Origin of the sequence: Marinomonas sp. ef1 (genome assembly GCF_002806845.1) — a bacterium.
Classification (GTDB): Bacteria; Pseudomonadota; Gammaproteobacteria; order Pseudomonadales; family Marinomonadaceae; genus Marinomonas; species Marinomonas polaris.
The window spans coordinates 59323-72200 of the sequence record NZ_NHTT01000010.1 but is presented as its reverse complement, the minus strand read 5'-3'; the positions used below and the strand labels follow the sequence as shown (position 1 = coordinate 72200).

General features: G+C 43.0%; 12 protein-coding genes. 7 read left to right on the top strand and 5 right to left on the bottom strand.

The window, feature by feature from the left end:
• Positions 1–44: 44 nt before the first annotated feature.
• Positions 45–773 (top strand): 1-acylglycerol-3-phosphate O-acyltransferase, encoded by a 729-nt coding sequence (locus CCS02_RS14940; RefSeq protein ID WP_100637000.1) that lies wholly within the window; start codon positions 45–47, stop codon positions 771–773.
• Here CCS02_RS14940 and CCS02_RS14935 read toward each other — a convergent pair.
• Both CCS02_RS14935 and CCS02_RS14930 read right to left on the bottom strand, forming a co-directional pair.
• On the bottom strand, positions 770–2134 hold the full coding sequence (locus CCS02_RS14935) for a DUF3482 domain-containing protein (protein ID WP_100636999.1): 1365 nt from the start codon (positions 2132–2134) through the stop codon (positions 770–772). The genes CCS02_RS14940 and CCS02_RS14935 overlap by 4 nt on opposite strands.
• Before the next feature lie 3 nt (positions 2135–2137).
• Positions 2138–3463, bottom strand: coding sequence for a DUF2868 domain-containing protein (locus tag CCS02_RS14930; RefSeq protein ID WP_100636998.1), 1326 nt, complete (start codon positions 3461–3463; stop codon positions 2138–2140).
• Between the two features lie 426 nt (positions 3464–3889).
• On the opposite strand from CCS02_RS14930, the gene CCS02_RS14925 reads away from it, so the two are divergent.
• Positions 3890–5503, top strand: coding sequence for a methyl-accepting chemotaxis protein (locus tag CCS02_RS14925; protein WP_100636997.1), 1614 nt, complete (start codon positions 3890–3892; stop codon positions 5501–5503).
• A gap of 97 nt (positions 5504–5600) precedes the next feature.
• Here CCS02_RS14925 and CCS02_RS14920 read toward each other — a convergent pair whose 3' ends face one another.
• Positions 5601–6062, bottom strand: a complete 462-nt coding sequence (locus CCS02_RS14920) for an Lrp/AsnC family transcriptional regulator (RefSeq protein ID WP_072840755.1) — start codon at positions 6060–6062, stop codon at positions 5601–5603.
• Between the two features lie 136 nt (positions 6063–6198).
• Here CCS02_RS14920 and CCS02_RS14915 point away from each other — a divergent pair, with 136 nt between their 5' ends.
• From CCS02_RS14915 to CCS02_RS14895, 5 genes are all read left to right on the top strand, one after another.
• A complete protein-coding gene (locus CCS02_RS14915) occupies positions 6199–7155 on the top strand; it encodes a DMT family transporter (protein ID WP_100636996.1) in 957 nt (318 codons plus the stop codon).
• A 212-nt stretch (positions 7156–7367) separates the two neighbouring features.
• Positions 7368–7772 (top strand): type II toxin-antitoxin system HicB family antitoxin, encoded by a 405-nt coding sequence (locus CCS02_RS14910; RefSeq protein WP_100186747.1) that lies wholly within the window; start codon positions 7368–7370, stop codon positions 7770–7772.
• A gap of 32 nt (positions 7773–7804) precedes the next feature.
• Positions 7805–7963, top strand: coding sequence for a hypothetical protein (locus CCS02_RS14905; protein ID WP_198432061.1), 159 nt, complete (start codon positions 7805–7807; stop codon positions 7961–7963).
• Positions 7964–8249: 286 nt separating this feature from the next.
• Positions 8250–9371, top strand: a complete 1122-nt coding sequence (locus tag CCS02_RS14900) for a Fic family protein (protein ID WP_100636995.1) — start codon at positions 8250–8252, stop codon at positions 9369–9371.
• A gap of 36 nt (positions 9372–9407) precedes the next feature.
• Positions 9408–9974, top strand: a complete 567-nt coding sequence (locus CCS02_RS14895) for a HEPN domain-containing protein (protein WP_100186748.1) — start codon at positions 9408–9410, stop codon at positions 9972–9974.
• Between the two features lie 65 nt (positions 9975–10039).
• On the opposite strand, the gene ettA is transcribed toward CCS02_RS14895, so the two are convergent.
• Both ettA and CCS02_RS14885 read right to left on the bottom strand, forming a co-directional pair.
• Positions 10040–11701, bottom strand: coding sequence for an energy-dependent translational throttle protein EttA (gene ettA / locus CCS02_RS14890; protein WP_072840751.1), 1662 nt, complete (start codon positions 11699–11701; stop codon positions 10040–10042).
• Positions 11702–11856: 155 nt separating this feature from the next.
• Entirely contained in the window at positions 11857–12762 is a 906-nt protein-coding gene (locus CCS02_RS14885; protein WP_072840750.1) for a DMT family transporter, read from the bottom strand.
• Positions 12763–12878 lie beyond the last annotated feature (116 nt).

The following is a 12878-nucleotide window of genomic DNA, read 5'->3' as shown; positions in this document are numbered from 1 at the left end:
GACCAATTAATTTTAAACGCTATTAATGTTAGGTTTAATCCAATATGTTGCTTTTGATACGGATGACATTGCTATTCTTGTTGATTATAGGCGTGACACTGCTGGGAATTGTGTTTTGTTTGCTTACTTTATGGTCAAAAAACCGTGTGTATTATTTAGGGCGTGTATTTGCCCAAGTTAGTCCTCTGTTCGGTTTATCGGTCGAAGGTAGAGTTGCTGAATCAGCAAAAAATATCCCCCAAGCCGTTTATGTGGCGAATCATCAAAATAATTTCGACTTGTTTACCTTAGCTGTGGTTGTTCCCAAAGGCGTGGTGACGGTTGGTAAAACCAGTTTACGTTGGATTCCTTTCTTTGGTGCTTTGTATTGGGCCAGTGGTAATTTCTTGATTAACCGAGAAAATCGTAAAAAAGCGATAGCCACCATTGATCAGATCGCCGCTAGCATGAAAAAAACTGGTTTATCTATATGGATGTTTCCTGAAGGTACACGCAGTCGCGGACGTGGCTGGTTACCCTTTAAACGAGGCGCTTTTCATGCAGCTGTTCAAGCCGGTGTTCCCGTTGTGCCCGTTGTTTGCAGTAGCACTCATGAACAAATTGATTTGAATCGTTGGAATAATGGTAAAGTGATCGTTGAGATGCTGCCACCAATAGATACAACAGGGTTACATGAAACTGATGTCATTACCCTGTTAGAATCTTGTGAGAAGCAGATGCGTGAGACACAACTGCGTTTAGATCAGGAACTTCTTAATAATCAACAAAGCTAGTCTGATCTCTTATCCGAGTTAAGTGCTTTTTCTAGTACTTTTTGTAAGCCTAATTTACTTGAATGGGAATCTTGCAAGGTTTGAGTTTCCCATTCAGGGTGTTGCTGAGCGTGTTTCCAATAAGGTTTTATCTGCTCAATTAGTTCATCGTCTTGGGCTTGATTAGCTAGCTCGTAAGCTTGTTGAGAAGCATGTCCACGTTGATGTAAATGGTGAATAGCCGTTAAACCTCGAAGACACAGCAGTGTCAGCGTGGCTTTATCAAGGCATAGATAATAGCGTTTGGTAAATTTGCTTTTTAAGGTGTCTTTGTAATGTTGGCCAGTTTTCCAAGTAGCACCTAAAATAGCGCCAATTGTCGTAGCTGTGCCCAATGTTAACCCTGCCGACATGACATCAATTCCTGCTCCAATCGCTGCACCAGTGAGTGCGCTAGTACTGGTTTCTATTCCCCATTCTTTTAACGTATCGGTATCGAATATATCTTGCTGCCAGCGGTCATTTTTAATCGCCAGTGGCGTGGCTTTTAAGTCTTCTTCTTGGAACTCATAAAGACGCAGTAATCCTGCGATATATCGACTTTCCAGTGCGCGTATTTTCTCTTCGAAAGCGGAGGATTCGCTGGGCTTTGGTGGATAGCTTGAGCATTCAATGCGAGTACTGGCAGCTTTTAGTATCAACTCGGCTAATTGATTCGTAGCCATTGTACGGCGTAATTGAGCGGCTTCTTCTCGGGATGCAATAAGATGCTTGATAGCGTCGTAGTCTTCCGGCATCAGGCTCTGAATACTTTGATATAAACGTTTTTCGTCTTCAAAATAAAACGCCACCGTGTCGTATTTTATTACGGCGTGCAAATGACGTTCGGCCAAGACTTTACGCCAAGCTTCTAAGTGAGCGCTGGGGGACGCACTGAAATTCAAAATAGGAATAATCGGTTTATTGGCACTAGCCAATAACGCCAGTTCATCTAGATATTTGCCTAGTGGTGCTTGACGAATATCAATCACGTATAAGATGATATCTGCTTTGGTTAATTGCTTAAGAATCTTTGCTTCTTGTTCAAATTCATCTTGTGCAAATTGGCTTTCACAAAATGGCTGTAGCCAGTCAGCACCTTGGTAAGAACGGAACGCTTCTGAATGACGAATCTGCCAAAGGCCAATTGAATCTTCAAACCCTGGTGTATCGGTTAAGGTGATCACCGACTCATGGCCGATTTTGATCTTCACACTTTCCACGTGACGAGTGGTTCCTGCTCTGTCATTCACTTCACCAAAATCTTGTCTACGTAACAAAGTACGGATCAGTGAGGTTTTACCTGTGTTCGCGTGGCCAACGACCAAAAGGGAAATCGACACGGTTTAGTCCTTTTGTTTGAGTTGTGTAAAGTGAAGGCGTGTTTCTCTAGCAAGTCGCTGCCAATCCTCAACGAATCTAGCGTTATCATCACTTGATATCACCATAAATAACGAAGGATACGCCATGCTTACTCGGGAGAAAAAACGTCTTGTGCCACGATCTGGGCTTTGTTCGGCATTGACCAAAATATAAATAGGCTCATCACTGGAGGAGGCTAAAAAGCTATCTTGTTCTTCTCGACTGTTTAATAGGGATACTGAACGAGCGGAGCTTAAATAATCTGGTTTAGCATGACTCCATTCAAATAAAGCCCAATGTTGGGAAAGTGCGCTGTCGGCAAGAGGCTCATTATTCGTTCCGTTTGTATTCATCGCAGAAGCAGAATTTTTGTGATGATCCGCATCTAGGATATTTCGACTCTGGCTTTCCTGTTGGCGATAACGATTTTGAATGATTTTTTCTTGCGTGCTGAGTGGTTGTGTTGCTCGCTTAAAGTGATACATAGCCAAACAAATAAAAGTAAAAATCAGCCTTGGTAACACGCCGTAAATGAAAATACTCGCGAGTAGAAAATTTGCCCAATGTTGTCTTGTCGCCGCAGTTTGTGACATTAGGTCGACGCGGCTGGCGAGAATATCCAATTGATTAGGTAGAGAAATACCAAACCACTGAGGAATAATGCTTAAGGTTTGCGTCAGTTGAATAAAAGCATCGTCGCTTAATAGAGTGGTTTCCCAGACAAAGTTGACTTGATTGGTCAGTAGCAAAAGCAGAGTCATTACCCACCCCGCCAGCAAATAGCAGCCCCACGCGCCGTGGGAAATACCGCTGATTAACCATTTATTCGAATGAGCAGGGCATTGCCAATGTATGTAAGCAGAGCTCACATCTGTGTTTATATGTGAGTGCTTACTTATTTTCCGGTTAAGGAAAATCAGCAGGCTTAACAATATACCTTTGCTTTCTGTGTGTTGCTTCATAGTGGCCGTCATGGTGACGAACCAAACAGCAAAATTTAGCGCATGAAATCCCAGCAATATAATGAACAACCAGAAAATATTCACTTGATTGGATTGGCCAGTTGCAAAAGCTGGTGGCACTGCCATAAAACCCAAGAACAAAGATACGACCAGCAAACCTGAAATCGCACGATTAAAGTAGCGCTTTAGCATCGTAAACTGAGCTAAGTAGCTAATGGATTTAGGTGAGGTATCTAGTTCTTTTAAAGCACTAGGCAAATCGTTTGCGTGAGCAGACAATCGAAAATTGGTATGCGTTTCTAGCCAAGCTGCGAGGGCAAGTTTGGCACTGGGTGTTGGGAAAGTCATGTTATCGCGTTGCTCTTTTCATTTATTACTCTTTTATTCGTTGTAATGCCGAATGTTTGGAATGACATCATTATCCTCTTATCCTCTTATCCTCTTATCCTCTTATCCTCTTATCCTCTTATCCTCTTATCCTCTTATCCTCTTATCCTCTTATTCACTTTGTTTTACTTGATGTTGTCGACAAAGGCAAAAGCCACGAGATGTTTCTTGAATATTTTTATACTTGTATTTGAAAATAGAGTCTCATCAATCAGTTAGAGATCATGTTTTGTTTTATTGCGCTAGATCAAGAGGACCGTGTTTATAAGTTATTAAGTGCAGTATAAATGTAGGTAATTGTTAATGCAGATTGATTCAGTGTGCTAAGCCACTCTACTATCACATCATATGCCGTAGACACGGTAATTTTTGTTAGGAGACAAAATTATGCGTTTTAATTCCATCAGGGTAAAAAGCTCTTTGCCCGTTCTTGTGATGAGTATTACCTTTATTGTGGCCTTAGCTTCAATGGTGTATATCGTTAATCAGCTAAGCGGTGCTCTTAATGCACAGGCAGATTCTTATGGAAAGGCTTCTGCAGTTATTCTGAATGCGGACCGAGATCTTTATCAAGCTAAGCTTGCTGAGCAGCGTATTGTGGTTGGTGTGGGCAAGCTTGATGACGAAGAAAAGGATCGTGTTGAAAATGCTCAACAAGTAAAAGATCGTTTTAATTTATTCCGCCAGTACTTGTCTGCAGAACCTCAGATTTATAAGTCACTGGGTGACTTTGATAAAGCCTTTACTACTTGGTTAAACTCTTCCAACGCCTTTGTTGCATTAGATAAAAATGCTCCCACTTTTACAGCTGCTGAGCAAAAAGCTAATGCAGACTTTAGTGCTCTTAGAGGCATCCTCGATAAAGCGGGCGAAGCGGTAAATAAGCATGCAGAAATGTCTAAAAAAACCATAATAGAAGAAGAAAAAGCGTTTGAAAAAGTTGCCATTGTTATTGTTGTTGTAGGTTTGCTTATTGCCGCTTGGTTCAGTTATAAAACACCTAAAACCTTGGCTCACCAAGTGCGTTATTTAGGACAGCGTATTCGTGAAATTTCTGAAGGCGACGGCGATTTAACTCAACGTATCGAATTTTCTACTAAAGATGAATTGGGGGATCTTGCTAATGAATTTAACGGTTTTGTCGATCGTCTCAGAGGTATTATTGGTAGTATTCATAAACAATCCGATGCGCTAGGTGAAATGACTGGTCAGCTTAATAATGTTGCAAAACAGACGTCTGGAATTACGACCGCACTAGCGAATGCTTCGGCTTCCATAGTTAGTGCAGGCCATCAAATGGATATGTCCAATCAACAAATGGCGACGGTAGCTCGTGATACCGCAGACGAAGCGAAGAATTCTAATAGTTTGACGCAAAATGGAATGGCTGCAGTTAATAAATCCCAACATGCTATTACGACGCTAGTGGCTGATATAGAAGTTGCCCTTGGCCGTTCTGGTGAGCTACAAAAGAGTTCAGAAAGTATCGCTTCTGTTTTGGAAGTGATTCGTAATATCGCTGAACAAACCAACTTGTTGGCATTGAACGCAGCGATAGAAGCAGCCCGTGCTGGTGAGCAAGGTCGTGGTTTTGCGGTGGTTGCGGATGAAGTTCGTACCTTGGCTACCCGTACTCAAGATAGCACCAATGAAATTGAAGGCATGATTGAACAGTTAAAAATTAATGTAACGGAATCCTCTAAAGCGATTCAAAACAGTCGTGACAATGCAGAGTCTACGGTTACCAACTTTGGTGAAGTAACTAAAATATTTAATGGTATACAGGCATCATTTGCAAAAGTTCAAGACATGGCTGCCCAGACAGCGCAGGCGACTCAAGAGCAATCTATTGTTTCCAATGACATCAACCGCAATATGGTGTCTTTGAAAGACCAAACGGACTCTGTTCAGTCGGTATCGGACCTTATTCAACAGCAGTCCAAAGACATTACTAAGTTGTATGAAACACTGGATCAGCAAGTCGGTAGCTTTAAAGTTTAGCTCTACCGTGTATCGTAAATCTAAACCGTGTATCGTAAATCTAAACCGTTTATCGAAAGATAAGCGGTTTTTTCATTTATAGTCTGAGGTAAGTCGCTTAAGACATTCTTTTTAATGGTAATGGTGCGGCGGTTTTGACCGAACGAATAGCAAAATGGCTTTGAATGTCTTTTACATGAGGCAAAGACTGAAGGGCTTTTAGGATTCGCTCGTAATCTTGTAGATCCACCGCTACTACTTCTAGACGATAATCTGCAATGCCGGAGACAAGATGTGCGCTGATGATGTCTTCCATCTCTAAAATCGCATTCTCAAACACAATATGTTTATCGCCAGCATGGCTTTTCAAACGTACTTCCACAAACACTGTCATGGAAAATCCTGCCTTTTGACGATCAATGCGAGCGTGATAACCCTCGATCACACCAGAGTCTTCTAATTGCTTAACGCGGCGTAAACAAGGCGAGGGCGATAAGTGGATTTCCTCCGCCAATGCCACGTTAGTAAGACGTCCATCGGATTGCAAATGGGAGAGAATATCCAGGTCTGTTTTATTCATATTGGCACACTTAGTAATTTATAGAATTGAATTGAGTGTTATATGCTAAAAAGTAGCCTTTCTTGAGGGTAAATAGCAAGGACATGCTCGCGGATGAGAGCAGATAATAAAGCTATCGATTTCCCGCGAGGTGGTTATGCCCCAAACAGTCACACAACACACATCATCAATGTCCGTTCAAGAGCCACCAAAATACAAACAATACGCTACTGGCTGGGGCTTTCGCCTTGGTTTATTAGCTGCTTTTGTGAGTATCTTGATTTGGGCATCTTGGTTGGTCAGTATGCGAGCCGGCATGACTAATACTTTGACCGCTTTCGATTTGGGTATCCTGCGATTTTCTCCGCCAGCATTATTACTGTTTCCTTTCTTATGGCGCGCTAGAGCACAAGTGAAAGCCGTTTCCCCGATACTTTTGTTAGGTATCGTCTGTGGTGCAGGCTTGCCGTTTTTTTACCTAAGTGCGACAGGTTTGAAATACGCTCCGGCGTCTCACGCAGGTTTATTGATTCTTGGGGCCTTTCCTTTCTTTGTGACCTTGTTGGCGGTACTTTTCTATCAAGAAAAAGTCAGCCGTGAACGCAAGATTGGCTTGAGCTTAGTCAGTATTGGCGTGCTTGTTTTACTCAGCCTGTCACTACTCACAGCGCCAGAAAATACATGGAAAGGCGATTTATTATTGCTTTGCGCTAGCTTCTTTTGGGCTGTGTATACCGTCAGTTTACGAATTGCAGGCTTACCGCCTTTGGTATCAACAGCATTGATGGGCTTGGTGTCCTTGATCGCGCTGGCTTTCTTATGGGCAACTGGGCTAGCTTCTAGCGGACTAGCGGATGCCTCTTGGGATATGTTGGCTGGCCAAATTCTTGTGCAAAGTCTACTTGTCGGCCTCATGACGGGGTTTTCCTACGGCTACGCCATCCAAAAACTCGGTGCGGAAAACATGGCCGCCATCGGCGCCTTTACCCCAGTACTTGCCGCACTCATCGCCATCCCCGTACTTGGCGAACATCTAGAAGGCTACTCCATCGCCGGACTCATCTTCGTCAGCATCGGCGTCGTTATTGCTAGTGGGATTTTAAAGAAACGGTAGCAGCACTAATTAGCAACACAATACCCCGCTTGCCCATGGTAAGTGGGGTTTTGTTCTTTATAGATATTTTTATTTTCCTCGAAGTCATAGCTATTTATTTTAAGGGTTATTGGAGTTATGGTTTGTTTGGTTCAAAAAATAACCTATTGGAGTTTTTGAAAACAAGCTCAGCTCAACTAAGTTCATTAGTGGCTTTAGCAGAGGTACGATCAATGAAATATCCAATTGTATTACATACCGATAACGGCGTTAGTTATGGCGTGACTGTGCCAGATGTGCCCGGCTGTTTCTCTGCTGGCGATACACTTGATGAGACACTAGAAATGGCCGAAGAAGCGATTTTTTCTCACCTTGAACTCTTATTAGAAGACGGTGAAGACATTCCAACCGCAAGCCCAATCGCCGCTCATAAAGACAACCCAGACTACGCCGATGGTGTATGGGCTGTGGTGAATATAGACATCACACCATTGCTGGGTAAAAGTGAAAAAATCAACGTCACCTTACCGCATTTGCTGATCACAAAAATCGACAAAATGGTGGCCGCAAATCCGAAATACAAATCGCGCTCTGGGTTCTTGGCAGAAGCATCTAAGAAAGTGCTACAGTTAACCTAATCTTTTTCTGGCTAAACGAAGGAGTTGTAGCCATGAGTGATATTTTAAAGTCTGTTCATAAGACAGCCAAAGGCCTTAAAAAAGCGGGTGCGATTGATAAAACCACCATGCGACAGTTTGATGCTTTATGTTCTGTAACTAGACGTCAGGGTCAAAGCAAGGCGAAAGTAAACCCAGAGGCGCTGCGCTGAAAATGCTGTCTCGTGGAGAGAAAAGGGGTTGAGGTGATTGCTTAGTCTGACCCAGGTCAATCTGGACTCGTAGAAAGCTTTGTCTCTCACTTTTGGTAATAAATGAGGCTATACGTTCCTTGTCTCTCACTTATGTATATCAAACCGATTAGTTCCTCATTTTTTTATAAAAGTGAGAGACAACGACTTTTGTCTTTCATTAATTCATGTCAAAATCGATAGACTCTCATTTTTTTGTGAAAGTGAGAGTCTATACTGTATGGTGTCTTTGTTAGAGGTTTTGAATATGAATTTAAATTTAGAGAATGCTGTCCATTACCACTACGATAAGTTTCCTCCTGCAGAGCTGAATTATGTGACTTTCATTGATGGTATTATCAAAGCGACGGATGCCATTGCTCGTTATGATCAGATGCTTAAGAATATGCACAATAGTGAAATATTGCTTGCTCCTCTGAGAAACCAAGAAGCTGTGATCTCTTCTAGGATGGAAGGAACCGTTAGTACAATGGATGAAATTCTAAAGTATGAGGCAGATCATGAAAGTGAGGCCTCAGACACATCAAATGTACGTTCGGAAGTCATAGAAACGATTCTTTATCAACGGGCGTTAAAAGCTGCTCAGGGTGCAATGGCTGACGGATATCCTATTTCACAGTCTTTGGTTAAAGCAATTCATCAGCGCCTTTTGTCTTTTGGTCGTGGTGCACAAAAATCCCCAGGTGAATTTAAGACTGAACAAAACTATCTTGCTGATAGGGGGAAAAGACAAATCCTTTTTGTCCCAATTCGGCCTGAACAGCTACAAGACGGTTTAGATAATCTTTTTGACTATATAACGAATAGTCGTGATCCTGCATTACTAAAAGCCGCCATGGCGCATATCGAATTTGAAGCACTACATCCTTTTAAAGATGGTAACGGCCGAATTGGCCGCATGCTAATTACCTTGATGTTGTGGCAGTCAAAAACAATCTCTGCGCCTCATTTTTATGTAAGTGGTTATTTTGAAGAAAATAAAGACCAATACATTGATATTATGAGGCATGTATCAGAAACCGGAAACTGGGAAGAATGGTGTTCATTCTTTCTGGAGGCGATTGAGCAGCAAGCCATAAAAAATCTCGCCATCGCTGAAAACATAAGAGCATTGTACGGGGAAATGAAACAGAAGTTTTCGGATGTTCTATCCTCAAAATGGAGCGTCACAGCACTGGATTTTGTCTTTACCAATCCTGTCTTTCGGAATAATAAATTCACCACGCATAGTGGGATTCCTGCCGCGAGCGCTGCCAGATTTACAAGAGCTCTTTTGGAGGAAGGCATAATCGATACACTTGAAGAAGCTTCAGGAAGAAGGCCTGCCTTGTATTCTTTTGAACCGTTAATGAACTTAGTTCGGGTGTAGATAAGCTCGTTAAAAATTGAAACAAGGTGCGTATATATGAACCCCTTAGAAGCTGCTTATAAATATAGAGAAGAAAGTTCATCGTTTTGGTATCAGAAATCAGTTTCATTGTATGCTTCTGCAAGTTTGATTAGGGATGGAATGAACTCATCAAAAGAGCGTGAATTTATAAAGGGGTTAGGTTTAAAAAGTGAGTTTTCATTAGAGCTTGGCTGTTTAGATAATTATTTAATGATGTTTGGTTTGTCTTATGAAGTAATGTTGAAAGCAATATGTATAGAAAAAAGTATCAACTTTGAAAAAAGTCATAAGATCCAAGAATTGGCTGAACAGGCAAAAATAGTTCTAATTGAAAATGAGAGTCTCTTATTAAAACTGCTGTCAGAGTATGTAATCTGGGAAGGCCGATATCCAGTACCAAAAAACCATCGCTTTATGACAGAACACTGGGATGCTACGCGAAATGCTCTTTGGGAGGAGGGTAAGGAAATTGGTGGGATTTCGCGAACAGGTGTTTTTGAATATGAGAGTCTGAAAAGTTTATGGTTAAAATTATCGGATGTATATTTTGGCCTACGAGCGTTAAAACAGAGATCTCAATAAAAAAAACCGCTCCCATTTCTGAAAGCGGCTTTTTATTCTTTACCAACCAATCCTATTAAATAGAATTAAGCATCAATACGTTTGTATTTGATACGCGTTGGTGTTGCTTCGTTGCCGGTACGTTGTTTGTAGTCGGCTTCGTATTCTGCGTAGTTACCTTCGAAGAAGACGGCTTTAGAATCGCCTTCGTACGCTAGGATGTGTGTCGCGATACGGTCTAGGAACCAACGGTCGTGGGAAATAACAATCGCGGCACCTGGGAAGGCCAGTAGCGCGTCTTCCAGTGCACGTAAGGTTTCTACGTCAAGGTCGTTGGTTGGCTCATCCAGTAGCAATACGTTGCCGCCTTCTTTAAGCAATTTCGCAAGGTGCAAACGGTTACGCTCACCACCAGACAAGTGCTTAACCAATTTTTGTTGATCAGACCCTTTGAAGTTAAAGCGACCGATGTAAGCACGAGACACAACTTTGTAATTGTTTACCGTGATCATGTCTTGGCCATCAGCGATTTCTTCGAAAACGGTTTTGTCGCCGTCGAGTTCACGCATCTGATCGACGTAAGCAAGCTGAACGGTTTCACCCAACGTCACTGTACCTGTATCCGGTTTTTCCGTGCCAGCGATCATTTTGAACAGGGTAGATTTACCTGCACCGTTACCACCAACCACACCGACGATAGCGCCTTGCGGTACCACCATGTTGAAGTCTTCTAGTAGCACCTTGTGCTCGAAGCTTTTGCTAACGCCTTCGATTTCGATGACTTTAGAACCAAGACGAGGTCCTGGTGGAATGTACAATTCGTTGGTTTCGTTACGATCTTGGAACTCTTGTGAGTTCATCTCTTCGAATCGAGCCAAACGCGCCTTGGATTTAGACTGACGACCTTTGGCGTTTTGGCGAACCCACTCAAGCTCCGATTTAATGGCTTTTTGATGCGAGGCTTGTTGTTTTGCTTCGCCAGCAAGTCGAGCGTCTTTTTGCTCTAACCAAGAAGAGTAGTTACCTTCGTATGGAATACCGTGACCACGGTCAAGCTCTAGAATCCAGCCAGCTGCGTTATCTAGGAAGTAACGGTCGTGGGTAATCGCCACAACAGTACCTGGGTAATCTTTCAAGAAGCGCTCTAACCAAGCAACGGATTCAGCATCCAAATGGTTTGTTGGCTCGTCTAGAAGGATCATGTCTGGTTTGTTAAGCAATAGACGACATAGCGCAACACGGCGACGCTCACCACCAGAAAGGTGTTCTACTTTCGCATCCCAGTGTGGAAGACGTAGAGCATCGGCTGCTACTTCAAGGGCGCGCTCTAGGTTATGACCTTCTTTGGCTTCGATCAAAGCTTCAAGTTGACCTTGTTCTTTTGCTAGCGCATCAAAGTCAGCATCAGGTTCAGCGTATTCAGCGTAAACCGCATCCAAACGCGCCATCGCTTCGATAACGTCAGTGAAGGCTTCTTCAACAATACCACGTACGTTCTTTTCTGGATCAAGATGAGGTTCTTGCTCCAAGTAACCGATTTTGAGGCCCGGCATTGGACGTGCTTCACCGTTATGCTCGGTATCAACACCCGCCATGATGCGTAGAAGTGTCGATTTACCAGAACCGTTAAGACCCAATACACCGATCTTAGCGCCAGGGAAGAATGAAAGAGAAATGTCTTTTAGAATCTCGCGTTTTGGGGGAACAACTTTCCCAACGCGGTTCATGCTGTATACAAACTGAGCCATAAATAGTCAACTTATCCTATGATTAAAGCCCCGTGCAAGACTGCCATCGTGCAAGGGTTTCGTTAAAACGCTCCATGGTTCGCCAAATACAAAGTAGGCAAATCGATGGAGAGCCGATTGAAAAATGAGTGTATTAAAGGATAGCACAGCCAAGGCTATTTCAGAATAATCAAAGCTGCGCCAGCCACAACGAAAATGGCACCAATCCACGCACCAAATGCAGGGCGTTGGCCTGTGGTAATCCACAAACCTGGTAAAATTAGCACTGGAACAACGGCTGACAAAGTGGTGACGATACCGACGTTAGCATTGCCGACCCCCCAGACTAATACGCTCATGCCGATAACCATGCCAATGGTGGCGAGGGTAGCGATGCCCATGAAATCAGCACGAGTAAGTTGACCAAATGGAATCGCGTCAGCAGGTTGTTTGTGTCGATAAAATAAGCCATAAGCCAGAACGAGAGCTAAAGCGCCAGTACCAACGCGTAATGCAGACACGGCAATCGGATCGGCACCATCAATTAAAGCTGGCTTGCTAAGCAAAGCACCACTGGCCTGACCAAGCGCTGCGCCAAGAGCAAGCAAAATCCCGATACTCAATTTGCCTTTAGTTTGTTCCCAAGCATGAAGACTGTTTTTGCGACCAAACAGAATGGCAATCACCACGCCAATTAATACCAGACCGCAGGCAAAAAGTTGATTGAAGGACAGGTTTTCACCTAAAAACAACCAACCCAATAGAATCGACATGGGCGCGTTGGTAGCAAAAAGCACCCCTGTGCGTCGAGGGCCAAGGCGATGGACTGCGGTAAACAGCATAGTGTCGCCAATGAAAATTCCTAGCAAACCAGACAGCATGACTATCTCGGCATGTTGCCACAAAGTTGCATTGAATCGCTGGGTGATTAAGCAAATCGCTAACAGAATGGAACTAGCGATAACAATACGAAAGGTATTAAAACGCATGGTGCCAAAACGTTGAATTAAGTTTGGCGCCATCAGGCTTGAAATGGTCCAACATAAGGCAGCAACCAAGCCTGATAATTCTGCGAACGGCATATAAATCCTTATAAACTCATCCATTCCCTAATGTAGAAGAATGGTAAAAGCGCACACAGTAGCTTGGTAGCTATATTATGGCGGGGTTGGTATGATTTCACCCATCAAACGATGGC